The sequence below is a fragment of the Sphaerisporangium sp. NPDC049003 genome (assembly GCF_043197795.1).
Taxonomy (GTDB): Bacteria; Actinomycetota; Actinomycetes; order Streptosporangiales; family Streptosporangiaceae; genus Sphaerisporangium.
Genome location: NZ_JBICTU010000031.1, coordinates 23,821 through 46,901 on the forward strand (window position 1 = coordinate 23,821; position 23,081 = coordinate 46,901).

A 23,081-nucleotide genomic window follows, 5' to 3' on the forward strand; every position below is an offset into this window, starting at 1 on the left:
CCCTCATCGCGAACCTCTCGCCGGGAAGAAGCTCATCGCGAAGGCCTCATCGCGGCGAGGGTGGCGCGGAGCCTGGCGCGGTCGAGTTTGTCGGTGCGCCCGCCGCGCGGGAACGTGTCGACGACCTCGATCCGGTCGGGAAGGGCGCCCACGTCCACGATCCGCGGGAGGCTCCCGCGCAGCCGGGCCGGGTCGAAGTCCGGGTCGGCGATCACGGCGAGCACGACCTCCTCGTCACCGGTCTCCGGGTCGGGGATTCCGATGACGGCGGCCTCGGCCACGCCGGGAAGCGCCGCCACGGCCGGCTCGTAGAGGCCGGGGTAGATGTTCACCCCGTCCCTGAGGATCATGTCCTTCTTCCGGCCCAGCAGGACCAGGCGGCCGTGCTCGTCCAAACGGGCCAGGTCGCCCGTGGCCACCTCCGTCAGCGGCGGCTCGCCGAGGTACCCCCGGGCGAGCTGGGGTCCCGAGACGAACAGCTCGCCGTCGTCGCCGATACGGACGGCCACGCCGGGCAGCGGCGTCCCGAGCAGGTCCCCCTCCGGGTTGGCGAGCTTCTCCTCCGCCGAGGCGACGGCGATCGGCAGGGCCTCGGTCATGGCGTACACGGACCAGATCTCGGCGTGAGGAGCCGCCGCACGGGCGCGCCGCAGTACGGCGGGCGGCGAGGGGGCGGTGCCGAGAAGCAGGCAGCGCAGCGTGCCGGGAAGCGCCGGGGTCTCACGGAGGATCGTGTCCAGCCGTACGGGCACGCAGAATGCGTGGGTGGCCCCGCGCGCGGCCAGCTCCTCCGCGTACGGCCGCGAGCCTGGCAGCGACCACGTGGCGCCCGCCATCAGCGCCGGCAGGCCCAGCATGAGCTGGTCGGTGTGGACGACGTCACCGGGACCCAGCGGGATCGCGGCCCGGAAGATCGCCGAGCTCTCCGCGAGCGATCCACGGGTGTGGACGACCCCGCGCGGCCTTCCGGTCGTCCCCGAAGTGAACGCGACGACGGCCGCCTGATCCGGCCGCTCGGCGCGCTGCCCGGGGACGGGCCTCCCAGGCTGCCCGACGACGGGCATGCCGGGTTCGGCGACGGGCCCGCCGGCCCGCGCGGCGTTCGCGGGCCGGCCGCGTTCCAGGGTGCGCAGCCGTACGGCTCCCCGGGGAACGCCCGGCAGCCACGGGCCCGAGTACAGGTGGCGCACGGGACGGCCCGGCAGGGGATCGCGCAGGTGCGGGAGGGTCAGCCCGCGACGCCGGGCGATCGCGCGCAGCGGCCCGCTCAGGGCGTACACCAGCGAGTCGGCGACCACCCAGGCGGGCTCCGTCACGGCGATCCGGGCGGCGGCGACGTCGGGCGCGAGGCCCGGGTCGGCGAGGACGAGCATCCCTCCGGCGGCGACGGCCCCGAGGGCCAGCGTGACGGCGTCCGGGCCGGGCCGTACCGCGAAGAGCACCCCGTCGCCGGGACGCAGGCCCGTCATGGCACCCGCGACGGCCTCGACGCGGCGGCGCAGCTCCCCGTACGTCAGCTCCCGGCCGTGCCCGTCGATGATCGCGACGCTGTGCGGCTCGCGCTCGGCGGCGTCCAGGACACCGGTGACGAGATCACTCATCGGCTCCCGACCTCCTCCGCGCATGTGATCCCTCTCCGCCGCGGCGGGCTCCAGAAGTTATCCACAGGTGTGCATAAGTAGGGATGAGCACTCCTCGGGCCGCCACGCGCCGTACGACGCGCACGTCATGGGACAGCACGACCCCGGCGACCGCGCGGATCTCGGCCAGCGCCAGCGGGTACCCGATGCAGAAGTGCGGCCCCGCGCCGAACCACAGCCGCCGCAGCTCGGGAGGATGCGCCGTCGCCAGGTCGAAGGGACCGTACGCGCGGGCGCAGTTGTGGGTCACGATCAGGATCCGGTCGCCGGGCCGTACGGCGACGGGCCCGACGCGCGCGGGGGCGGCCACCGAGCGCAGCATCACCGGCGTCGGGGTGGTGACCCGCATGGCCTCCTCGATCGCCCGGTCGAGATCGCCGGGGCCGTCCACCCGCGACCCGGTGTCGTGCAGCAGCGCGACCAGCCTCGGGACGAACGTGGCCACCGTCTCGGTGCCGGTCAGGAAGAACGCCCCCGCCGCCCCGCGCGCCTCGGCGGCGGACAGGCCGAGGGCCCGCATGCGTCCCATGACCGTGGAGTCCTCACCCCGCTCGTACGCCGCCACCGCGATGTCGCCGATCCGGTCCAGGACCAGGCGGGCGGCCGTGATCTGCCGCTCGGAGAGCCGGCGGGAGCGCAGCGACACCATGGACACGATGCGCTCGCCCTCGGCGAACAGCGACCGCGCGTCCTCGGGCGCCACCTCGCCCATGCCGATCAACCGGCAGATCACCGCGCCCGCCATGAGCCGCATCTCGTCCACGAGGTCGACCGTCTCGCCGCGCGCCAGCCGTGCCGAGAGGCCGGCCAGCGGGGACTCCAGCACGCCGGACACCAGTGAGGCGACCTGGGCCGGGGTGAACAGGGGGGCCAGCTTGCGCCGCAGCGCGGCGTGGGCCTCGCCTTCCATGTTGAGCAGCACGGACGGCCCGAGCACGGGGGTCCAGAGGTCGCCGGGCGAGCCGGGGCCGTCCTTGCGGAAGCGCTCGTCCATGAGCACCTCGCGGGCGGTGGCGGCGTCGTTGACCACCACCCCGACGCCGGGCACCCGTACGACCGGGCCGAGCCGGGCGAGCAGCCGCATCAGCGGATACACGAACGGATGGGCGGCCAGGTAGAGCCGGGTCTCGTGGTCCAGGAACCCGTGTCTCGTGCGGGCGGCGAGGCCGGGGCGGGTCGCGTGGCGCGTCGTACGGGGGGCGGCCGGGGGCCTCGTCCCGTCGGCCCGGAGGCGCGCGGTCATCGGACGTCGACGACGTCGGGACGGTAGTGGTGGTCGGCGTACCAGGCCAGCGTGCCCGCCAGCCCGTACGCGCGCAGCCGCCGCACGGAGCCGTAGACGACCACGTCCCGGCGCGAGGCGTACGCGGGGGTGAGCTTGCGCACCCGGTTGACCAGGGCGCGGTCCTCGTGGACCTCCTCGATCGCCGTGCGCGGGAACCCGCCCGCCCGCTCGTACAGCGCGGAGGTGATCCCCACGGTCGCGCCCGGCATCATGACGTACGGCCCGAGGTAGGCGGCGTCGCGGTTGCCCGGCCGGAAGCGTCCGAACGCCGCCGCCACGCCGACGACGAACGGGATGAGCCGGCGCTCCCACAGCTTGAGCCGGAACTCGTCAGTACGCGGCCGGAGCCGGCCGCCGACCATCTCCAGGCCGTCGCCGAAGCCCCGCTTCATCCCCCGCACCCAGTCGCGGCGCGGCACACAGTCGGCGTCCGTCCTGGCGAGGTGGGTGCCCCCCCGGGCGATGGCATGCCGCATCCCGGTGTCGGAGGCGGCGCCCGTGCCCTTGTGCGACTCCTGGATGACCTCGATCGTCATGGGCGAGGTCCTGGCGTAGGCCCTCACGACGTCGGCGGTCCCGTCCGTGCTCATGTTGTCGACGACCACCAGCGTGAAGCCGGGGTCGTCCTGGGCCTCCAGGGCGCGGAGCGTCGCCTCGATGCCCCCGGCCTCGTTGTAGGCGGGGACGATCACCCACAGGTCCATGCCGCCGCCCGTCACAGATCCGCTCACAGATCCGCTCACAGGTCCGCGAACAGCACGCCGAGGCTGATGCCGCCGCCCAGGCCGAGCAGGGCCACCCGGTCGCCCGGCCCGGCGCCCGAGGCGGCGAGTTGGAGGGGCAGGGTCGCCGAGGCGCAGTTCCCGTGCTCGGGCAGCGTCACGACCAGGCGGTCCTCGGGGATGCCGAGGATCCTCGTCAACGCCTCCAGGTACGGCAGCGCCACCTGGTGTACGGCCACGAGTTTGAAGTCGTCCCAGGTCAGGCCGGTGCGCTTGAGCGCGTCCAGGAAGATGTCCGGGCCGACCAGCTCGAAGGCCTCCCTCAGCCGCTGCCCGTCGCCGCGGAAGTAGGAGTACTCGGGGTCGCGCGGGTGGGCGGAGCCGCCGCCGGGCAGGGTGCCGATCGCCCACGCCGTCGAGTCCGCCGAGAAGTCGCGGTAGAAGATGCCGCGGTGCGGGTCGGCGGTGACCAGCACCGCAGCCCCCGCGTCCGAGAGCGTGTATCCCGCGAAGGCGTCCACGAACTGCGCGCGGCCCGCCACCCGCCACCGTACGGCGCGCGAGGGGACCTCTCCCGTGCAGACCAGCACCTTGCGGTGGCAGCCGGTGCGGACCAGCGCCTCGGCGACCTGGATCCCGTTGAGCATGCTGTTGCAGGCGTTCTTGACGTCGAACACCGGGCACGACATCCCGAGCTTCGCGGCGACGATGTGCGCGGTCGCCGGCTCGACCATGTCCTGCGACGCCGACGCGAAGATGAGCAGGTCGGCGTCGCCGATGTCGAGCTTGCGCGCCGCCGCGACCGCGAGGTCGGAAGCCTGCTGGTCGTCCGCCGCGACGTGCCGCCGCACAATCCCCGTCATGCGCTCGATGACGCCGCGGTAAGGGACATAGCCCTGGATCCGCGCCTCCACCTCGCCACTGGTCAAAGTGCTTTCGGGCAAGTACGTCGCGACGCCCGAGATACGGGCCTTCATCGCGCCCCTCCGTGTTGTCTAAGAATCGCCCCCGCTGTCGGTAATCTACCGAACTTTTCCTGCTGTCCCTCAATTCCGGCGGGCCGTCCCGGCGGTTTTGAGCGCCTAAATCATGAAAAATCGAAGTTGAGTGTGCTCGACGGGTGGGGGAAGCCGATAATCCCGGAGAAGGTCGAACGCCCAGGAGGACGTCTGTGACCGAACCGCGCCTTGAGCACGCCCACGACATCCGGCGGAGGCCCGTGCTCGTCCGTGTACTGACGGGTCCACCCGGTGCGTCACTGCTCGGCGCCACGGCCCTCACCGGGTTGCTGACCCTGTACGCCTTCAGCGTGCCCGGAGGCTACTTCCTTGCGACGCTGGCCGCGATGGCGGGCACATGTGTGCTCGGGATCGTCTGGATTCCCCGCTTCGTGGTCGCGGCGCTGCGGCGGGACGGCCGGCCGGGGCTCCGCCGGCACTGGGCCAGGTGGATCGCGGTGCCGGTCATCGGCGCGGTGGTCGTGGGCCTTGTCATGCTCGACCTGCCGTTCCGGGCACGGTTCGTGGTCTCCCAGCCGCATCTCACGCGACTGGCCCAGGCGGTGAACTCGGGAACGGAGCCCGAGCGGCAGGGCGGGAGACGGGTCGGGCTGTTCCCGGTGGACAACGTGCAGCGGTTCGGGGGAGGAATCCTGTTCGACATCGAGGGCGCCGGCTTCCTCGACTCTCACGGGATCGCCTGGAGTCCCCGAGGCGAGCCGGGGCCGGGCGAGGACGGCTACGACCGCATCCAGTACGAGCACCTCACAGGACCCTGGTACACGTGGGAGGAACCGTGGTGAGCGGTAGGAAGATCCTCCAGTCGCCGGCATTCTGGGTGGCGCTCACGGTGCCGCTCGTCTTCGGGGTGCTGGTGTTGCCCTGGAAGTACGCCCTGGTGCCGCCGTTCGTCACGATGACCGCCGCCGTCGTCGCCGCGTACGGCGCGTCGGCTCGCGACGCGGCGACGGCGGAGGAGGTCGCGGCGGAGGACGCTAGTTCGCCGGGATGAGGCCGAGGCTGACGGCGATGATGACGAGTGCGCCGAGGAGCACCCGGTACACGATGAACGGGGTGAAGCGGTGCGTGCTGATGTACCGCAGGAACCAGGCGATGGCCGCGTACCCCACGGCGAACGACACGATCGTGGCGAGGATCGTCGGCCCCCAGTCGGGCGCCTGGTCGTCGCCGATCTTGAACAGCTCCAGCACGCCCGACATCAGCACGGCCGGGATCGCCAGCAGGAACGAGTACTCCGCGGCCTCCTCACGCCGGTAGCCGAGCAGGAGACCGGCGCCGGTCGTACCGCCGGACCGGGAGACGCCGGGGATGAGGGCCAGCGCCTGGGCCAGGCCGTACGTCAGGGCGTGCGGCAGGTTCAGGTCCTTGTCCAGGGTCAGCTCGTTGCGTGCCACGCGGTCGGCGACGGCGAGCAGCAGGCCGAAGACGATCAGGCAGGCGCCGATCAGGCGCAGGTCGCGCACGGTGGTCTCGATCTGGTCCTTGAACGCGAGGCCCAGCACGCCGATGGGGATGCTGCCCGCGATGACGTACCACCCCATGCGCGCGGCCGGCTCCTGCCGGAGGTCCGGGGTCCAGAGCGAGCGCGTCCAGGTGGAGACGATGTCCCAGATGCGCTTGCGGAAGTAGATCAGGACGGCGGTCTCCGTGCCCAGCTGGATGACGGCGGTGAAGGCGGCTCCCGGGTCCTTCCAGCCGAAGAAGGCGGAGACCACTCTGATGTGGGCGCTGGAGGAGATCGGCAGGAACTCCGTCAGCCCCTGCACCAGGCCCAGCACTAACGCCTCGAACCAGCCGATCAATGAACGCACCTTCCGGGGAGAGGCCGCGTGGGCGCGGTGAGACCAGGCCGCGCGGCCGCGTTGGCGGGGACCTGCGAGGCTAGCCGAATTCGGGCACCAGAGTGCTCGGCCAGGCGGGGCCGGTGACGCGGGCTCAAGGGGGGCCGGTGACGCGGGCTCAAGGGGGGCCGGTGACGCGGGCTCAAGGGGGGCCGGTGACGCGGGCTCAAGGGGGGCCGGTGACGCGGGCTCAAGGGGGGCCGGTGATCGCGGGCTCAGACGGGGGTCAGGGAGCCCGTCAGCTCGCGGGCCAGCTCATGCATGCCGCACTGGCGGACGCCGTCGATCATCATGCGGAGGTCCTTGGTGACGCGGGTGGAGCATACGCCCTCGGCCAGCATGACCGCGCGACGGGCCTGCTCGGTGCCGGTGTCGCGGTCGCCCTCGCGGATGCGGAGCACCGCGAGCCGGGTGAGGCAGCGCAGCCCCGTGCGCGTACGGCTCTCGCCGAGCCTGTCGAGCGCCGCGGCCAGGCGCTCGCGCGCTCGCGCGTCGTCGCCGAGCTGGAACAGCGCGAGCCCGAGCGCGCTGTCGTGATGGCCGGGGGAGACGGTGATGTGGTGTGCCCAGTCGGGTGCGACCGCGGGCTCCTCGCGGGCCAGGGCCTCCTCCGCCAGGCCGATGTGCCGGAGGCCGCCCGGCCGGTCGCCCGCCGAGGCGCAGTGGCGGGCGGCGACGGCGTGCACGTTGGCGCGCTCGGCGCTGGAGATGCGCTCGTCCCCGAGCGCGAGGCGGAGGATCTCGACGCCGTCGCGGGGCCTGCCCATGTCGGCGAAGGCGACGGACAGATCGAGCATGGTGTGCGCCCGCAGGTCTCGGTCGGCCCCGCGCGCCGCCGCGTCGAGGGCGAAGGTGAGGAGCCGTGCCGCCCGCTCCATCTGGCCCTGGTCGTACGTCGCCCACCCGACCCGGTCGGCCAGCAGCCCGACTGCCGAACAGAGCCGCTCGCGCGTGGGCTCGGTCATGCGACGGTCTTGTAACTTCACCGCCCATTCGAGCGACCCCCGTGCCATGGCGATCGCCGCGGTGCCCCCGCGGGCGAGGTCCATGCGCATGTAGAGGTCGGCGGCGGCCTCGACGGCCTGCACCTCGGGTAAGCCGACATGGGTCGGCGGCTCGGTGCCGAGGCCTTCGAGTAGACGGGTAAGAGGCTCACCCGTGGCGACCCCCACGGACGCCGCCGCGATGACTGAGAGTAGGCCTCGCCGCTTCATGTCATCGACGGTACCCACTTCGGGGGGGCAGGCATCCGGCGTTCCTGTTGCGGCAAAAGGAACGGTCATGGTGCCCAGAGCGGCCTCGTAATGCCGAATTAACATGGGGGTGATCTCGCGGTCACCCCTCTCGGCCCGGCTGAGGTGACCTGCGGAAACACCCGATATCAGTGCGAGCTGGCCCAAGCTGAGGCCCGCACGCTGACGGGCGGCGCGCAGATCCTCACCAATGGTCATGGTCACTCCACGTGTTGCGGCAACGACGGTGCGGCACCACGGCAACGGTGACACCGAGTCATCAGGACCTAACACTGACCGTAGCGCGGAAGTAACTCGCGCAGACCGATGACGCCATAACTGGCGGACCCACAAGGGCGGTTCGTGTGCCTTGCGGGTCCTTTTGAGATTCGGAAACCGAGGTCCGGTCAGTGCGCGAGCCCACAGCATTTCCCGTCAGCCGGTACGCCGGCTCACCTCCGCCGTTATCCGGGCACCGTCAGCAGGAGGCACGATGAACCCCGCTCAGCTGGACGCGACCGGATGGACGGTCTTCCAGTCGGACACCGGACGCTTCTGGGCCACCCGGCTACGGTTCGACGACGAGATCGAGGCCGCGGGAGTGTGGCGGACGGTGGACGCCGACGACGAGACCGGCCTCGCCGAGCTGATCGCCGAGCAGGAGCAGCGCGCCCGGTCGGCGTCCTGAGCCGCCCGCCTCCGCCTCCGCCCGCCTCAGTCTCAGCCGGCCTCAGTCTCCGGACGGCCGGCGGCGCGGGCCGCGTCCCATCTCGTGACGACGGTCCGCATCTTGCGGCGTCAGAGGTCGGTGCGGGTCTCGGGGTGGCCGGTGAGCTCCCATTGGGTGTGGTAGACGCCCTCGCTGTCGACCTTGCGGTAGGTGTGGGCGCCGAAGTAGTCGCGTTGCGCCTGGATCAGTGCCGCGGGGAGCCGCTCGGCGCGCAGCCCGTCGTAGTACGCGAGCGAGCCGGCGAAGCCGGGGGCGGGGATGCCCCGTCTGACCGCGGCGACGACCACGTCGCGCCACCCGTCCTGGGCCTCGCCCATCTCGGCCGCGAAGTGGACGTCGGACAGCAGCGTGGGAGCGTTCGGGTCCGCCTCGTAGGCCGCGCGGATGCGGTCGAGGAAGCGTGCCCGGATGATGCAGCCACCCCGCCAGATGGTCGCCATCGCGCCGAGGTCGATGTTCCAGCCGTACTCCGCGCTTCCGGCCTGGATCTCGTTGAAGCCCTGCGCGTAGGCGACGACCTTCGAGGCGTACAGCGCCTGTTCCACGTCGTCGGCGAAGGAGGACGGGAGGTCGTCACCGGTGGGGCCGGGCAGGACGCGCGCGGCCTTCCGCATGTCGACGTGGCCGGAGAGGGAACGGGCGAAGACGGCCTCGGCGATGCCGGTGACCGGAACCCCGAGGTCGAGGGCCGCCTGCACGGTCCAGCGGCCGGTGCCCTTCTGCTCCGCCTGGTCGAGCACCACGTCGACGAACGGCTTGCCGGTGGTGCGGTCCATGTGCGACAGCGTCTCGGCGGTGATCTCGATGAGGTACGACTCCAGCCGGCCGGTGTTCCAGGTGCGGAACGCCTGCGCGATCTCGGCGGGCGTCATCCGCACGCCCTTGCGGAGCAGGTCGTACGCCTCCGCGATGAGCTGCATGTCGGCGTACTCGATGCCGTTATGCACCATTTTCACGAAATGTCCGGCACCGTCGGGGCCGACGTACGTGCAGCACGGCACGCCGTCCACCTTGGCCGCGATGTCCTCCAGGATCGGGCCCAGCGACTTGTACGCCTCGGGCGAACCGCCGGGCATGATGCTCGGGCCTTCGAGCGCGCCCTGCTCGCCGCCCGAGATGCCGACGCCGACGAAGTGGATGCCGAGCTCCTTGAGCGCCTGCTCGCGGCGCCGGGTGTCGAGGAAGTGGGCGTTGCCCCCGTCGACCATGATGTCGCCGGGTTCGAGCAGGGGCGCGTACTCCTCGATCACCGCGTCGGTCGACGCGCCCGCCTTCACCATGATCACCATCTTGCGCGGACGCGCCAGCGAGGCCACGAAGGCCTCCGGCGTCTCCGCGGGGATGAATTCACCCTCGTGGCCGAACTCCTCGATCAGCGCCTTGGTCTTCGCGCTCGTCCGGTTGTGCACGGCGACCGTGTATCCGTGCCTGGCGAAGTTGCGCGCCAGGTTGCGGCCCATGACCCCGAGTCCCGTGACGCCGATGACCGCCTGCTGTGCCATGTCCGATCACTCTCCTTCCGATCTAGCAATACGCCGTGGACGGCCGCCGGGTTCGATGGACGTCGGGACGGGCGCGGCATCGTGCCTTCGTGGTCGTTCCGGCTCCCGGGGTCGTCCTGCCGCGTCAGCTCAGGAGCCGGCCGATCGGCGTCTCGTCCAGGTGGCACAGAAGGTCCAGGCAGTCCTTGTACACGACCTCGGCTCCCGCCTCCAGAAGTGATCCGGTGTCGATGCCGCCGGACCGGAGGGCGACGCATCCGACCTTCGCCGCGCGGGCGGCCAGCGCGTCCCACACGCTGTCCCCCACCATGATCGCATTATTCGGTGGAAGGCCCGCCTTGTCGAGCGCCTGCCGTACCGGCTCGGGGTGGGGCTTGGACTTGTCGACGTCGCCCGCGTGCACGAGGGCCGAGACGGCGTCCTGCGCCCCCGTGACGCCTATCAGGCGCTCGGCCTGGTCCTTCGGGGCGCTGGTCGCCGCCACCACGAGCAGGCCGCGATCGGAGAGGGCCTGGAGCAGTTCGCCCGCCCCCGGCACGGGCCGTACCTCGTCGATGCGCGGCTTGTACAGCTCCGCGTGCGTGTCGGAGATGGCCTGGGCCTCCTCGTCCGACACGTCAGGAAGCAGGTAGTCGATCAGATCCCGATCAGCCCGGCCGATGGCTCCATGGATGTCCACCATGAGGACGTCACGACCCTGCCGCCTGAAGCCTTCCCACCACGCGGTCACGTGCAGGTAGTTCGTGTCGACCAGGGTGCCGTCGATATCGAAGATCACTCCGTGTCGCATAGTTCACCATCCCTGAGATGCCCGGACACTCGCTCCGTCCCCCGTGCCGTTCTGGGGGATCCCGCCGGTCCACCGGCGGGATCGGGCCCTTCACCGAGGGCTTGACCCCACAACAGAGAGCAAGTGACACATGTCCGGATCCGTACCCCGGAGGGCGCGGATGCAACAAGGACGCCTGAGGAGCCGGGAAGGCGATGACGAGCGGGTCACTCGGCCGAGCAGGAGTCCTGCGTCGCGTCGATCCCCTTGAGCTCGTCCTCGGAGACGGGGGCGGCCTTCAGGCCCTTCCAGTCGGAGCCGATGACCAGTGCGAGCCTGGTCGTCGTGACGTTCTTGACCGGGAGGTTGCGCGAGACCAGCAGGTCACCGGCCAGCGTCGGCACCCGGCTCTGCCCGTCCGCGGCGTAAAGGATCGTCGTCTTGGGATACGGCTTGCGCTTCGTGTCGCCGACCTTCACGACGGTGTAGCCGCGCTGCTCCAAGGCGGCGGCGACCTGCGTGCCGAGGCCACCGCGGGTGGTGCCGTTCTGCACCGAGATCTCGATCTTGGACTTCGCGATCTTGCCCTGGCGGCCCGTCTTGATGTGCGAGCCCTCGATCTTCGTGTCGGTAGCCACGAGCTGGAAGAGCCGCTTGGCCTGCGGCTGCACCCACTCGACCCGGCCGGGCTGGGTGAGGGAGTAGCGCCATGGCGTGGTGACGAAGCGGATGTCCCCTGCGGCCAGGCCCTGCGCGCTCCCCGCCAGGTCCTTCATGACTCCCACGGTCAGCCCGGGGTCGGTCGTGACGGACTTGGTGGCCGCGTCGAGGAAGCTGAACAGCTTGGCGGGGTCGCTCAGCGTCGCCCCGCTCATCGCCTTCTTGATCATTGAGGCGAGGAACATCTGCTGCCGCTGGATGCGGCCGATGTCGGAGCCGTCGCCCAGGCTGTAGCGGGCGCGGACGTACCCGAGCGCCTGCTCGCCCTTGACGGTCTGCTTGCCGGCGGGCAGGTGCAGCATCGCCTTCTTGTCGTCGATCGCCTTCGGCACGCAGATGTCGACGCCCCCGAGGGCGTTCACCATGCTCTTGAAGCCGGTGAAGTCCACCTTGGCGTAGTGGTCGATGCGGATGCCGGTGAGCGACTCGATCGTCTTGTAGGTGCAGCCGATGCCGCCGAAGTTGAACGACTCGTTGATCATGCCGAGGTGGGCGCGCTGCCCCAGAAGCCCCAGCTTGGGCTTGGGCGCGCAGGCGGGCAGCTGGACCAGCGAGTCACGCGGGAAGCTGATGAGCAGGGCGTTGTCGTGGTTGGGCGACACGTGGGCCAGGATGATCGTGTCGGTGCGCTCGCCGACCTCCCTGTGGCCGTACTTCACGTTGGCGCCCGCACGCGTGTCGGAGCCCACGATCAGGATGTTCAGGGCCTTGCTGAGCTTGGCCGGGCGCGTGCCCAGATCCTTGGCGTCGACCTCGATGTGTTTGATGTTGCCGCTCAGCTTCGTGTAGGCGCCGACCAGCGTGGCGCCCCCCGCCACCGAAACGCCCGTGACCGCCGCGACCAGGCACCACAGCCACGCCAGGAAGGGCCGCTTCGCCCTGTCGGCCGGACTGTCCGCGGACTCGTCCACGGGCTGGTCAGGGCGCACATCGACAAGCCCGCCGTTCATTGTCCCCACGGAATGGCCAGGGCTGGTGGCCCGAGGCCACGCGCCGACTCCAGGCGCCGGATCCGTCTGCCCGGCAAGCCGCGAGCAAGTCTAGCCATGCCGGTGATATTTGTGGTCCCCTGTCGCGGAATTCGCAGGAAGTCCGCATTTTCCCTGCTGCATCACCGGTAAGAGGGCTCACTCGCCGCGCGGGCGAGACGATGACCCATCCGCTGGGCCGGTCTCTCGACGAAGCGGTAGCTCAGCGCGGCACAGCCGATCACGCTCGTGAAGAACACCGCCTCCCAGACCAGCCGCGTCATGAGCGGGATCCCCGACGGATCGGTGGTCAGACTCCTGATGACCTGCAGGACCAGGGGGTGCAGCAGGTAGATGGAATAACTGGCCAGGCCGAGCCAGACCAGCACAGGTGAGACCGTACGGTGGCGAAGGGCGAGCCCGGCGGCGAAGGTGAGCCAGGCCGCGACGACCGCGGTGGACCAGCTCCACTTGAACGCCTGCTGCCCGGCCTCCGACATGCCCCACCCCGGCCCGAGCCACACCGCCGCCGCGACCGACAGGACGGGCACGAGGCCGATCATCCAGCGTGACCGCGCCCAGGCGACCGGCGAACGCTCCAGGCGGTAGATGGCGGTCCCGCCGAACATCGTCGCCAGGATGATGAGGCTCTGCCACGCGCCCACCCTGCTGTTGAAGGTGAGGAGCACGACGGCGAGCACGGCGATGACCGCCGCGCCTTGGAGCCGTACGTCGCGCTTCGCGCTGAGGACGGCGGCGATCCCGCCGAGGAGCACGACGGCCGCGATCCCGACCACGCTCGCGCCCAGGGCGTGGGACAGCCACCCGGCCGGTACGAGCGCGCCGGCGACGAGCGCGCACACGGCGAAGGTCAGCGAGGTCCCGGCGCTCGCCCGGTGGACGCCGAACACGAACATGGCGGTGACCAGGAGGTAGAACGCCATCTCGTACGAGAGGGTCCAGAAGACGTTGACGACGCTGGGCACCTGGAGCAGGTCCTGCAGCATCGTCACGTGGGCCAGCGTGGAGCTCCATGGCCGCCCGGAGGTCTGCGCGGGGAGGGTGGAGTACACGCCGACGACGGCGAACACGGTGCCGATCGCCGCCACCAGCGCCCACAGGGGGTAAAGGCGGAAGAACCGGGTGATCCAGAAACCCCGCACACTGCCCCGCCGTTCCAGTGAGACCGGAATGACATACCCGCTGACCAGGAAGAACACCAGCACGCCGTACTGCCCGAAGTCGAACCACGGGCTGATCGAGCCGCGGACCTCCGGCAGGAGGGCGTCCAGCGAGTGCTCGAAGACGACGATCAGCGCCGCGATCCCGCGCAGGGCGTCCAGCCACGACTGTCGGCCGCCTTGCGACGACGGTGACGAGGCCGGCGAGGGTGACGAACGGGTCGCGACATGCATTTGTCCTGTGCTGCCCCAGATGTCCGCGCTCTTAACCACCGGGTCACGCTATTAGTCGAATCTGGATGAAAGATGACAATAGCCGCACTGGAACCTGACAGGACTAGCTCGGGGTCTCCTGGCTGGCGTGGTGGAGGAGGCCCGTGAGCACGTCCTCCAGGGTGACGACCCCGGCCACGGCGCCGCCGTCGTCGACGATCGCGGCGAGCTGGGCGCGGCGCTTGCGCATCGTCGCGAGCACGTCGGCCAGGGTGGTCCTGCGGTGTACGTGGGGCAGGGCGCGGGCCGGCAGGGGTTCGTGCGCCGCGTGGCCGTTGAGGGCGTCGAGGACGTGGAGGTACCCCGACAGCTCGCCCGGCCCGGCGCCGCGTACGGGAAATCGTGAGTGGCCGTAGCGTCCGGCGTTCTCCTGCAGCTCCGCGGCGCGGGTCGTGGCGGGCAGGCTGACGACCTCGCCGATCGGCACCATGACCGACTCCACCGGACGGGCGTGCAGGGCGAGCGTCGCGATCATGCGATCGTGCTCGTCCTGGTCCAGCAGCCGGTGCCTGCGCGACTCCTGGATGAGGGCGGGCATCTCGTCGGAGGTGTAGACCGAGCGGATCTCCTCGGTCGGCGGGATCCTCAGCACCCATAGGACGGCCGCGGCGAGGGCGTTGACCCCGACCAGCACCGGGCGGGTGGCGCGCGCGACGAGGCGCAGGGGCGGCACGAGCCACAGGGCCGCCTGGTCGGGGCTGGACAGGGACAGGTTCTTCGGCACCATCTCGCCGATGATCACGTGTGCGGAGACGACGAGGAGCAGGGCGAGGGTGAAGGCGGTCGGATGGACCAGGCCCACGGGGAGCCCGAGGGCCGCGAACAGCGGCTCCAGGGCGTGGGCGATGACCGGCTCGCCGACGGCCCCGAGCGCCAGCGAGGCGAGGGTCACGCCGAGCTGGGCGGCGGCGAGCATCAGGGGAACGGAGTCCATGGCCGCGAGCACCGCCCCGGCCTTCCGGGAGCCCTCCTTGGCCAGGGGCTCTATCTGCGTGCGGCGGGCGGAGATCAGCGCGAACTCCGCTCCCACGAAGAACCCGTTCGCCGCGAGCAGCAGCACGATGGCGAGCACGTCGAGCAGGCTCATCGGCCCTCCTCGCCTTCCGGGGCGGTGAGCGTGATGAGCTCGATGCGGTGGCGTCGCATGGTGTCGACTCTGAGGGTCCAGCCGTCCACGACCACGCTGTCCCCTGCGTCCGGTATGCGGCCGAGACGGCTGATCAGCAACCCCGCGAGGGTCTCGTACGGTCCTTCGGGCATCTGGAACCCGGTGCGCTCCTCGGCTTCGTGGGCGCGCAGGAGCGCGGGCACGGCCACGGAGGCGCCGGGGGCGAGGAGGGCGTGCTCCGGCTCGGCCGAGCCCTCCTCGGGCAGGTCGTACTCGTCGGCGATGTCGCCGATCAGCTCCTCCGCCAGGTCCTCGACGGTCACGATGCCGGCGAAGCCGCCGTACTCGTCCACCACGACCGCCATCTCCGCCCTGGCCGTGAACAGGCGCTCCTGCAGGGTCGCGAGGTCGAGCGACTCGGGGACCAGCACGGGGGGACGCCGGATCTTCTCCACCCGGGTCTCCTCGCGCAGGGACTCGGGCACGGCGAAGGCGTCCACCACGGAGGCGACGCCCACGATGTCGTCCATCTCGCCACCGGAGACGGGGAGCCGCAGGTGGCGCTCCCGCCTGGCCAGGGTGAGGAACTCGGCGACGGTGTCCCCGTCCGTCACGGTCACGCAGTCCATGCGCGGGGTCATCGCCTCGGCGGCGGTCATGTCGCCGAAGCGCAGAGCGCGGCGGAGCATGGCGGCGGTGCCCGTGGGAAGGGTGCCGGCCTCGGCCGACAGGCTCATCAGCAGGCTCAGCTCGTCGGGGGACCGGGCGGAGGCCAGCTCGTCCTGCGGCTCGGCCCCGAGCGCCCGGACGATGGCGTTCGCGGTCGCGTTGGAGGCCTTGATGAGCGGCGCGAACACCGCCGAGAAGATCCGCTGTGGGGGCGTGGAGAGCCGCGCGACGGCCATCGGGCGCGACAGGGCGGCGTTCTTCGGGACCAGCTCGCCGAGCACCATCTGGCTCACCGTGGCGATGAGGAGGCCAAGCAGCGCGGACACGCTCTCGGTCGCCCCGCCCGGCAGGCCCGGGATCCACTCCACGGCGGGATGGAGCAGCCCGGAGATGGCGGGCTCGGCCACGACGCCGAGCAGGAGCGAGGTGATCGTGATGCCCAGTTGTGCCCCGGAGAGCTGGAACGACAGCCGCCTGATCGCCGCCTGGATGCCCTGGGCCCCACGGTCGCCGGCGGAGGCGAGCCGCTGCACCTCGCTCCGCTCGACGGTGACCAGGGAGAACTCGGCCGCGACGAAGACGCCGTTCGCGATGACCAGGGCCAGCGCGCCCAGCAGGAAGACCAGCTCGACGATCACGGTGTCGTCCTTCCGCGAAGCCCGCGACATCAGTAGATCAGACCGTGCGACATGTTCGGTTCTCCGCCCGAACCGTATCGGCACGGCCATTCCAGGGGGAATGCCGCTCCAGATACCCCTGCGGAGGGCGCCGAACCCTCGCCGCGCGACGAGGCCCACTTGACGCGCAAGGTACTGTAGGGGGGTATGGTTCCAGGACATAAGGGCAGGCTGCGATTGGCGCCCGCGACTTGGGGTCACGCACTATGGGAGACGAACGGGAGGAGACGCCATGACGTCCGTCACCAGGAGGCCGTCCGCCGGGGGCGGCCAGATCGAGCTGGCCATCGGCGGCATGACCTGTGCCTCGTGCGCCTCCCGCGTCGAGCGCAAGCTGAACAAGATCGACGGCGTGACCGCGACGGTCAACTACGCCACCGAGAAGGCCAAGGTCGTCTACGACGGCGAGGTCCGGCCGGAGGACCTGGTCGCCGAGGTCGAGAAGGCCGGTTACTCGGCCGAGCTGCCGAGCGCCGAGCCCGTGACCGAGGAACGCGACGAGCCGGCTCCGCTGAGGCGGCGGCTGATCGTGTCGATCGCGCTCACCGTCCCCGTGATCGCGATGGCCATGATCCCCCCGCTGCAGTTCGACAACTGGCAGTGGCTGTCGCTCACCCTCGCCGCCCCGGTCGTGGTGTACGGCGGCCTGCCGTTCCACAGGGCGGCGCTGACCAACCTGCGGCACGGCACCGCCACCATGGACACGCTGGTCTCGATGGGCACGCTGGCGGCGTTCGGCTGGTCGCTGTGGGCGCTCTTCTTCGGCATGGCCGGCATGCCCGGCATGCGGCACGGGTTCGAGTTCACGCTCAGCCGGGGGAGCGGCGCCGGGAACGTCTACTTCGAGGCCGCCGCCGGGGTGGTCACCTTCATCCTGGCGGGTCGCTACTTCGAGGCCAGGTCCAAGCGCCGGGCGGGCAGCGCGTTGCGGGCCCTGCTGGAGATGGGCGCCAAGGACGTCGCCGTCCTGCGCGACGGCCGCGAGGAGCGCGTCCCGGTCGAGCGCCTTGCCGTGGGCGACACCTTCGTCGTACGGCCCGGCGAGAAGATCGCCACCGACGGGGTCGTGGAGGAGGGCGCCTCGGCGGTCGACGCGTCCATGCTCACCGGGGAGTCCGTCCCCGTCGAGGTACGGCCCGGCGACACCGTGACCGGCGCGACCGTCAACGCGGGAGGCCGCCTGGTCGTCCGCGCCACCCGTGTCGGAGGCGACACCCAGCTCGCCCAGATGGCCCGGCTCGTCGAGGACGCGCAGAACGGCAAGGCCGAGGTCCAGCGGCTGGCCGACCGCATCTCCGCCTTCTTCGTGCCCATCGTCATCGCCCTCTCGCTCGGCACCCTCGGGTTCTGGCTCGGCACGGGGAACGGCGCCGCGGCGGCCTTCACCGCGGCGGTGGCCGTGCTGATCATCGCCTGCCCGTGCGCGCTCGGGCTGGCCACGCCCACGGCGCTGATGGTCGGCACCGGGCGCGGGGCGCAGCTCGGCATCCTGATCAAGGGCCCCGAGGTGCTGGAGTCCACCCGGCGCGTGGACACGATCGTCCTCGACAAGACGGGCACCGTGACCGCCGGCCAGATGACCCTGGTCGACGTGGTGACCGCACCGGGAGTCGAGCGCGACGAGGTGCTGCGGCTCGCGGGATCGCTGGAAGCCGCCTCCGAGCACCCGATCGCCCAGGCGGTGGCCAGGGCGGCGCTCGCCGGCCGGGAAGACGGCGCGGGGCTGGCCCCGGTGGAGGGCTTCGCGAACATCGAGGGTCTCGGCGTGCGAGGGGTCGTCGACGGCCACGCCGTGCTGGTGGGCAGGCCGCGACTGCTGGGCGGGCACTCGGGCGACCTGCCGGTCGAGCATCGGCGAGGAGAGCCGGCCGAGAGCTCGCAGGGGTTGCCGGCCGATCTGGAGCGTGCCGTCACCGATGCGCGGGCGCGTGGTGAGACCGCCGTCGCCGTCGGCTGGGACGGGCGGGCGCGTGCCGTGCTGACCGTCGCCGACGTGGTCAAGCCGACGTCGGCCGAGGCGATCTCACGGCTGAAGGAGCTCGGGCTGCGTCCCGTGCTGCTCACCGGGGACAACCAGGCGGTGGCGGAGACCGTCGCGGCGTCGGTCGGCGTACCCGTCGGGGACGTGATCGCCGACGTGCTGCCCGCGGGGAAGGTCGACGTGATCAAGCGCCTTCAGTCCGAGGGCCGGGTCGTGGCCATGGTGGGAGACGGTGTCAACGACGCGGCTGCGCTTGCCCAGGCCGACCTCGGCATGGCGATGGGCACCGGCGCCGACGTGGCCATCGAGGCGTCCGATCTGACCCTGGCACGCGGGGACCTGCGGGTGGCCGCGGACGCGATCAGGCTCTCCCGCCGCACGCTCCGCACGATCAAGGGCAATCTGTTCTGGGCCTTCGCCTACAACGTGGCCGCGATCCCGCTGGCGGCGTCGGGGCTGCTCTCCCCGATGATCGCGGGTGCCGCGATGGCGTTCTCGTCGGTCTTCGTGGTCAGCAACAGCCTCCGGCTGCGCCGGTTCGCCCCGCTGTCCTGACCTCGTCGCCGCGCGCCCGCCCGCGCGTGGCCGGTCCCGATGGCCGGGTGAGGGGCGGGCGCGCCGGCCGCGCTCAGGCGTTGTGGATCACGTGCTCGGGGGTGACGCGTACGGTGATGCGCTGCTCGTCCGGGGTCCTGAAGGGGTAGGAGTCGGCGTCGAGGTACTTCTTGGCCAGGCGGTCGATGACCTCGTCGGCGCCCTCCAGCTCGAACTCGGCCTTGCCCGAGACGCTGACCAGGTGGAAAGCGTTGTCGGGGTCGAGCAGGCTGACCGACACCCGGGGGTCCTCGCGCAGGTAGCGCTCCTTGGCCCGCCCTACCGCGGTGTTGAAGATGACGTCGTCCCCGTCGACGTCGACCCAGACCACCGTGCTGTGCAGCGATCCGTCGGGTCGGTGCGCGGTGACCCAGGCGTGCACGGGCCGCGCGAGCAGGGCCTTGGCGTCGTCGTTCAGCTTGCTCATCTGTGATGCTCCTCAAGGTTCGGCGGTTCGCCTCGCCACTGACGAACACGTCCGGCGGCTGGACCATTCCATCCGGCGCGATCGGCACCGGACGCATGCCACGGCCCCCGAAGTCGATGGCCAAAATGGGGATGTGTCCTACTTTGCTCGGTAGGGCCAAACCGTGGAGGTCTGATGGATCGGCTCGGCGACTCCGAAGCGCCGGACGGCTCCGGCCGCCTCAGGAACAGGAGCACCTCGGCGAGCGTCGAGGAGTTCGCCTCGGCCCTGAACGACCTGGCACTCGGCGGCGACGGCTGGCGCTCGATCCTGCGGCGGATCGCGGACGAGACCGGCAGGGCCGCCCGGCTGGTCGGCGTGCACGGCGGCGTCTTCCACGCCACCGACGGTGGCGACGCCACGATGAGCCCCGCCGAGGTGCGCCGCGTGTTCGCCGAACCGGACCCCGTGCGGGTCGTCTGCCCGGACGGATGGGAGGCGCGCGCCCTGGCCGTACGGGCCGGTCAGCGCCGGGTCGGCCTGTTGCTGCTGGCCGAGCCGCTGCCCGACCACGTGCTTCCGTACCTGCGGGCCGCCTCCACGGCCGTGGCGATCGAGGCCGTACGCCGGGACGCCTCGGCCGTGGTCAAGTCGGAGACCGCCAGCAGGCTCATCGACGAGCTGCGCTTCGGAGCGCTGCGGGGCACCGAGGAGGTGACGCGGACGGCGGCGAGGTTCGGGGTCCACCTCGACCAGCCCCACGCCGCCGCCGTCTTCGCCTACGACGGCTCCAACCGGCACACCTGGTCCACGGCCCTGTCCTGGCTGGAGATGCCGGTCCGGCAGAACGGCGTGGAGGGCTGGACCGTGCTCACCGGTGACATCCCCCGTGAGGTGAGCAGGATCCGCGACCGCCTGCAGGGAATGGTGGGAGAGGGGACCGTGCTCGCGGCCACGGGGCCGGTGGTGTCGGGCCCCGCGCGGACGCCGCGCTCCTTCAGGGACGCGGAGACCGTGCTCGGCCTGCTCAGACGGCGTCCAGGGGAGACCGAGCTTCTGCACTCGTCGCTCGGGCTGGCGCAGTTGCTGCTGGCCGTACCGCCCGACCGGCTCCAGGCGTTCGTCGACCAGCACCTCGGCCCGCTCCTGGACCGCCCCGAGCTGATCCTCACGCTCGACGCGTGGCTCTCCACCCGAGGCAGCCGGGCGGCGGTCGCCGACCTGCTGCACCTGCACCGCAACTCGGTGGGCTACCGGATCGGGCAGATCCGGCAGCTCCTCGGCGGCGACCCCCTGGACTCTCCCATGGCGCACCACCTGCACACCGCGCTCACCGCCCGCGAACTGCTCCAGGTGCTCTCTGAGAACAGTGGTGTCACGTGAAACATGCGCGACCCCGTCCGAATGGTGTCACGTGAAACATTCCTCATCAGATCGGGCACGGTAGCGGCCGGAAACCCGATCTTTGGGCTGTGAGCACATGGAGGGCACGCGGACCACGGACGTACCGTCCGAGACGTCGCCCTCAACGCCAAGCTGCCTGGGAGGGAAGGCCCGGCACACGACCGGCACCTGACGCGGCCCGACCGGCGAGGATGCGACGCCGCTCGCGTCGGAGGGTTCGAGGGCCCGCCGACCACGATTGGGGGAAGGAACAAGGAGGAGCTGAAGACCCGACAGGCCTGACGACCCAGGCTGAACGGCTGAAGGAGGCACTGTGCTCGGCAAGAAGCTCACCGAGGCGCGCTGGACGCACATCGCGCTGCCAAGCTGCGACCTCGACAAGGCCATCGAGTTCTACACGACCATGACTCCTCTGGTGGTGGTGTCGACCCACGAGGACAAGGACGGGCGCAACGCCTGGCTCTCCAACGACAAGCAGGTGGCGACGCCTTTCGTGCTGGTGCTCGTGGAGTTCGCCAAGGACAGGGGCACGCCGCAGCCGCAGCTCTCGCCGTTCGCCCATCTCGGCATGGAAGTGCCCCACCGCGAGGACGTGGACGAGATCGCTCGGCGCGCCCGGGAGCTGGGCTGCCTGCACTGGGACCCGATGGAGCTGCCGCCGCCGGTCGGCTACATCTGCGCCCTCAAGGATCCCGACGGCAACGTCGTCGAGATCTCCCACAACCAGAAGGTCTTCGAAGAGGTCCGCACCCTCTGGGGGGAGTGATTTCTCACGGGTGGACGCCCATCGAGCCGAACGCCGGATTCACGAACGGCGCAGGCAACCCGGTCCACCACTCCACTTGATCTCAAATCATCTCGAATTTGTATTTCCCGGATCTTTCACGCAGCGTCAAGCATCAGAGTGAACGTCACGTTCCACATGCGGCACCGGGACGGCCGTTCCGAGGCAAAGGGAGAGGAAGTACCGTGCAGCACACCTCCGCCACGGGATTCGCCGTCCGTCTCACAGATCCGAGCCCTGTCACCGGTCCGGGGCTCGGACGATGAGCCGACCGTTCCGCACCGACGGCTCGTCACCGGGGGCCGGCCTCCGCTGTACCCCAGTCGGCAAGATCCGGAAATTTCTCCATAAGAGGTGATCGATACCGTGGTTCCGCCTACCACCGCGATCGCGGACGTTCTGCAACTGCGCGGGCTCACCGGCTGGCTCAGCCCGCCGCTGCGCCCGATCCACCGATCGCTGGGCCTGCTCGGCAGGGCCCGCACCGTACGGCTCGCGCCGGGGCCGGGGGACAACGGCCTCGCGCCCCTGCACTGGTTGATGGACGAGGACCTGGAGGACCGGGTGGTCGTCGTCGCGGGAGCCCGGGCGGCGGCCGGAGCGGTGTGGGGCGAGATCCTCACCCGCGCCGCCCTCGCGCGGGGAGTGTCGGGCCTGCTGGTGGAGGGCGGGGTCCGCGACGTCAACGCTTTCCGCGACCTCGGCCTGCCCGTGTGGGCGCTGTACGAGGCCACGGCCGGGCCGGGGCCGGAGGTACACGTGGCGTCGGTCGGACGCCCGGTGGAGATCGCCGGCGTGATGGTGGACGAGAGCACCTCCATCGTCATGGACGGCGCCGGGGTGGTCGCCCTTCCTTCGACGGACGTCTTCGCCGACTCCTATATGTACGCGGACGCCGAGGAGGACGTCGTCACGGCGCTGCGCGAGGGGGCCACGCTGGCCGAGGCGCACCGCTACAAGGAGGACATGGTGGCCAAGCTCCGCCGATCCCTGTAAGGCCACCGGCGACCTCGGCCACATCGCGGCGCGACAGCGGCGGAGGCCCTGTGGCATCCGGGGGCTCCGCCGCTGTCGCGGTCGTCTTCTGGCCGGTCCGGCGCCACCTCGGCCCCGCAGGTGTTCGGCAGGCGGGCCTTCGGGCGGCGTCGGCGCTCGGCGGGCGTCAGTGCTTGAAGGCGTTCTTGACGTTCTTGGCGGCGTCCTTCACCCGCTCGCCGGCCTGCTTCACATGGCCCTTGGCCTCGTCGGCCTCTCCCTCGGCGCGCAGCTCGTCGTCGCCCGTGACGTCGCCCACACCCTTCTTGACCTTGCCCTTGAGCTCTTCGGCCTTGTTCGAGATCTTGTCGTCGGCGCCCATGATCTGTCCCCCTTCGGCAGTAGGTCTGTCCGATATTGCCCCTGTCCGGTGCGGGGGTCGGTAAACGCGATCCGGACCTCTCCGGTGCATCAAGATCTGCCATGGTCGTACAAAAGGCCAGGTGGGGGCGGGCTTGCGGCGCGTTGGGACCGCCGGCGCACGCGCCGCTGGAATGGCCTGTTTCAGGGGGGTCAGGGGTGTTCTCGTGGGAAAGGTGAT

Annotated in this window: 21 protein-coding genes and 1 pseudogene; 7 read left to right on the plus strand and 15 right to left on the minus strand. The window is 71.0% G+C overall.

Going from position 1 to position 23,081, the window contains the following annotated elements; all coding sequences use genetic code 11:
• Nucleotides 1-32: 32 nt before the first annotated feature.
• The 4 genes from ACGFIV_RS29525 to ACGFIV_RS29540 are packed head-to-tail and all read right to left on the minus strand — an operon-like array spanning nt 33 to nt 4,624.
• Nucleotides 33-1,601 (minus strand): AMP-binding protein, encoded by a 1,569-nt coding sequence (locus ACGFIV_RS29525; RefSeq protein ID WP_392838267.1) that lies wholly within the window; start codon nt 1,599-1,601, stop codon nt 33-35.
• Entirely contained in the window at nt 1,594-2,883 is a 1,290-nt protein-coding gene (locus ACGFIV_RS29530; protein ID WP_392838268.1) for a cytochrome P450, read from the minus strand. Before ACGFIV_RS29530 ends, ACGFIV_RS29525 begins: the two co-directional genes overlap by 8 nt.
• On the minus strand, nt 2,880-3,656 hold the full coding sequence (locus ACGFIV_RS29535; protein WP_358547222.1) for a glycosyltransferase: 777 nt from the start codon (nt 3,654-3,656) through the stop codon (nt 2,880-2,882). Before ACGFIV_RS29535 ends, ACGFIV_RS29530 begins: the two co-directional genes overlap by 4 nt.
• Nucleotides 3,657-3,664: 8 nt before the next feature.
• Complete coding sequence (locus ACGFIV_RS29540; protein ID WP_358547224.1) at nt 3,665-4,624, minus strand: ketoacyl-ACP synthase III; 960 nt, start codon at nt 4,622-4,624, stop codon at nt 3,665-3,667.
• A gap of 194 nt (nt 4,625-4,818) precedes the next feature.
• Between ACGFIV_RS29540 and ACGFIV_RS29545 the strand changes: the two genes are divergently transcribed.
• Both ACGFIV_RS29545 and ACGFIV_RS29550 read left to right on the plus strand, forming a co-directional pair.
• Nucleotides 4,819-5,448, plus strand: coding sequence for a hypothetical protein (locus ACGFIV_RS29545; protein WP_392838269.1), 630 nt, complete (start codon nt 4,819-4,821; stop codon nt 5,446-5,448).
• Nucleotides 5,445-5,657 (plus strand): hypothetical protein, encoded by a 213-nt coding sequence (locus ACGFIV_RS29550; protein ID WP_358547229.1) that lies wholly within the window; start codon nt 5,445-5,447, stop codon nt 5,655-5,657. Before ACGFIV_RS29545 ends, ACGFIV_RS29550 begins: the two co-directional genes overlap by 4 nt.
• Here ACGFIV_RS29550 and ACGFIV_RS29555 read toward each other — a convergent pair.
• From ACGFIV_RS29555 to ACGFIV_RS29565, 3 genes and pseudogenes are all read right to left on the minus strand, one after another.
• Complete coding sequence (locus ACGFIV_RS29555) at nt 5,641-6,477, minus strand: undecaprenyl-diphosphate phosphatase (protein ID WP_358547232.1); 837 nt, start codon at nt 6,475-6,477, stop codon at nt 5,641-5,643. The genes ACGFIV_RS29550 and ACGFIV_RS29555 overlap by 17 nt on opposite strands.
• 245 nt (nt 6,478-6,722) lie before the next feature.
• Nucleotides 6,723-7,721 (minus strand): hypothetical protein, encoded by a 999-nt coding sequence (locus ACGFIV_RS29560; RefSeq protein WP_358547367.1) that lies wholly within the window; start codon nt 7,719-7,721, stop codon nt 6,723-6,725.
• A gap of 81 nt (nt 7,722-7,802) precedes the next feature.
• Nucleotides 7,803-8,168 (minus strand): annotated as a pseudogene (locus tag ACGFIV_RS29565) (helix-turn-helix domain-containing protein); the annotation flags it as partial.
• A 64-nt stretch (nt 8,169-8,232) separates the two neighbouring features.
• Here ACGFIV_RS29565 and ACGFIV_RS29570 point away from each other — a divergent pair.
• Nucleotides 8,233-8,427, plus strand: a complete 195-nt coding sequence (locus ACGFIV_RS29570) for a hypothetical protein (RefSeq protein ID WP_358547235.1) — start codon at nt 8,233-8,235, stop codon at nt 8,425-8,427.
• Between the two features lie 110 nt (nt 8,428-8,537).
• Here the strand turns inward: ACGFIV_RS29570 and gndA are convergent, their stop codons facing one another.
• The 6 genes from gndA to ACGFIV_RS29600 form a co-directional block, all read right to left on the minus strand.
• Complete coding sequence (gndA, locus tag ACGFIV_RS29575; protein WP_358547238.1) at nt 8,538-9,971, minus strand: NADP-dependent phosphogluconate dehydrogenase; 1,434 nt, start codon at nt 9,969-9,971, stop codon at nt 8,538-8,540.
• Nucleotides 9,972-10,095: 124 nt separating this feature from the next.
• Nucleotides 10,096-10,761 (minus strand): HAD family hydrolase, encoded by a 666-nt coding sequence (locus tag ACGFIV_RS29580; RefSeq protein ID WP_358547241.1) that lies wholly within the window; start codon nt 10,759-10,761, stop codon nt 10,096-10,098.
• 206 nt (nt 10,762-10,967) lie between these two features.
• On the minus strand, nt 10,968-12,410 hold the full coding sequence (locus ACGFIV_RS29585) for an LCP family protein (protein WP_358547244.1): 1,443 nt from the start codon (nt 12,408-12,410) through the stop codon (nt 10,968-10,970).
• 161 nt (nt 12,411-12,571) lie between these two features.
• Nucleotides 12,572-13,843 (minus strand): acyltransferase family protein, encoded by a 1,272-nt coding sequence (locus ACGFIV_RS29590; protein ID WP_392838270.1) that lies wholly within the window; start codon nt 13,841-13,843, stop codon nt 12,572-12,574.
• A 103-nt stretch (nt 13,844-13,946) separates the two neighbouring features.
• On the minus strand, nt 13,947-14,969 hold the full coding sequence (locus ACGFIV_RS29595) for a hemolysin family protein (protein WP_358547250.1): 1,023 nt from the start codon (nt 14,967-14,969) through the stop codon (nt 13,947-13,949).
• Nucleotides 14,966-16,327: a hemolysin family protein gene (locus tag ACGFIV_RS29600; protein ID WP_358547253.1), complete on the minus strand. Its 1,362-nt coding sequence runs from the start codon at nt 16,325-16,327 to the stop codon at nt 14,966-14,968. Before ACGFIV_RS29600 ends, ACGFIV_RS29595 begins: the two co-directional genes overlap by 4 nt.
• Before the next feature lie 241 nt (nt 16,328-16,568).
• Here ACGFIV_RS29600 and ACGFIV_RS29605 point away from each other — a divergent pair, with 241 nt between their 5' ends.
• Nucleotides 16,569-18,872, plus strand: a complete 2,304-nt coding sequence (locus ACGFIV_RS29605; RefSeq protein ID WP_392838271.1) for a heavy metal translocating P-type ATPase — start codon at nt 16,569-16,571, stop codon at nt 18,870-18,872.
• 73 nt (nt 18,873-18,945) lie between these two features.
• Here ACGFIV_RS29605 and ACGFIV_RS29610 read toward each other — a convergent pair whose 3' ends face one another.
• Nucleotides 18,946-19,338 (minus strand): TIGR03618 family F420-dependent PPOX class oxidoreductase, encoded by a 393-nt coding sequence (locus ACGFIV_RS29610; RefSeq protein ID WP_358547259.1) that lies wholly within the window; start codon nt 19,336-19,338, stop codon nt 18,946-18,948.
• Nucleotides 19,339-19,512: 174 nt separating this feature from the next.
• On the opposite strand from ACGFIV_RS29610, the gene ACGFIV_RS29615 reads away from it, so the two are divergent.
• The 3 genes from ACGFIV_RS29615 to ACGFIV_RS29625 all read left to right on the plus strand — a co-directional run bounded on the left by ACGFIV_RS29615 (nt 19,513) and on the right by ACGFIV_RS29625 (nt 22,501).
• Nucleotides 19,513-20,700, plus strand: coding sequence for a helix-turn-helix domain-containing protein (locus tag ACGFIV_RS29615; RefSeq protein ID WP_358547262.1), 1,188 nt, complete (start codon nt 19,513-19,515; stop codon nt 20,698-20,700).
• Nucleotides 20,701-21,034: 334 nt separating this feature from the next.
• Nucleotides 21,035-21,487, plus strand: coding sequence for a VOC family protein (locus tag ACGFIV_RS29620; RefSeq protein WP_358547265.1), 453 nt, complete (start codon nt 21,035-21,037; stop codon nt 21,485-21,487).
• A 384-nt stretch (nt 21,488-21,871) separates the two neighbouring features.
• Nucleotides 21,872-22,501 carry an RraA family protein gene (locus ACGFIV_RS29625; protein WP_358547268.1) on the plus strand — a complete coding sequence of 210 codons (630 nt, stop codon included), beginning with the start codon at nt 21,872-21,874 and terminating at the stop codon, nt 22,499-22,501.
• A gap of 166 nt (nt 22,502-22,667) precedes the next feature.
• On the opposite strand, the gene ACGFIV_RS29630 is transcribed toward ACGFIV_RS29625, so the two are convergent.
• The gene (locus ACGFIV_RS29630; RefSeq protein ID WP_358547271.1) at nt 22,668-22,862 is read right to left on the minus strand and encodes a CsbD family protein; all 195 of its coding nucleotides are present in this window, start codon (nt 22,860-22,862) and stop codon (nt 22,668-22,670) included.
• Nucleotides 22,863-23,081: the final 219 nt, after the last annotated feature.

Excerpts from the sequence above, each read along its gene's own strand:
- ACGFIV_RS29525 (WP_392838267.1), bottom strand. The coding sequence starts at position 1,601 with ATGAGTGATCTCGTCACCGGTGTCCTGGACGCCGCCGAGCGCGAGCCG.
- ACGFIV_RS29530 (WP_392838268.1), bottom strand. The coding sequence starts at position 2,883 with ATGACCGCGCGCCTCCGGGCCGACGGGACGAGGCCCCCGGCCGCCCCC.
- ACGFIV_RS29540 (WP_358547224.1), bottom strand. The coding sequence starts at position 4,624 with ATGAAGGCCCGTATCTCGGGCGTCGCGACGTACTTGCCCGAAAGCACT.
- ACGFIV_RS29560 (WP_358547367.1), bottom strand. The coding sequence starts at position 7,721 with ATGAAGCGGCGAGGCCTACTCTCAGTCATCGCGGCGGCGTCCGTGGGG.
- ACGFIV_RS29570 (WP_358547235.1), top strand. The coding sequence starts at position 8,233 with ATGAACCCCGCTCAGCTGGACGCGACCGGATGGACGGTCTTCCAGTCG.
- gndA (WP_358547238.1), bottom strand. The coding sequence starts at position 9,971 with ATGGCACAGCAGGCGGTCATCGGCGTCACGGGACTCGGGGTCATGGGC.
- ACGFIV_RS29580 (WP_358547241.1), bottom strand. The coding sequence starts at position 10,761 with ATGCGACACGGAGTGATCTTCGATATCGACGGCACCCTGGTCGACACG.
- ACGFIV_RS29585 (WP_358547244.1), bottom strand. The coding sequence starts at position 12,410 with ATGAACGGCGGGCTTGTCGATGTGCGCCCTGACCAGCCCGTGGACGAG.
- ACGFIV_RS29590 (WP_392838270.1), bottom strand. The coding sequence starts at position 13,843 with ATGCATGTCGCGACCCGTTCGTCACCCTCGCCGGCCTCGTCACCGTCG.
- ACGFIV_RS29595 (WP_358547250.1), bottom strand. The coding sequence starts at position 14,969 with ATGAGCCTGCTCGACGTGCTCGCCATCGTGCTGCTGCTCGCGGCGAAC.
- ACGFIV_RS29600 (WP_358547253.1), bottom strand. The coding sequence starts at position 16,327 with ATGTCGCGGGCTTCGCGGAAGGACGACACCGTGATCGTCGAGCTGGTC.
- ACGFIV_RS29605 (WP_392838271.1), top strand. The coding sequence starts at position 16,569 with ATGACGTCCGTCACCAGGAGGCCGTCCGCCGGGGGCGGCCAGATCGAG.
- ACGFIV_RS29610 (WP_358547259.1), bottom strand. The coding sequence starts at position 19,338 with ATGAGCAAGCTGAACGACGACGCCAAGGCCCTGCTCGCGCGGCCCGTG.
- ACGFIV_RS29615 (WP_358547262.1), top strand. The coding sequence starts at position 19,513 with ATGGATCGGCTCGGCGACTCCGAAGCGCCGGACGGCTCCGGCCGCCTC.
- ACGFIV_RS29630 (WP_358547271.1), bottom strand. The coding sequence starts at position 22,862 with ATGGGCGCCGACGACAAGATCTCGAACAAGGCCGAAGAGCTCAAGGGC.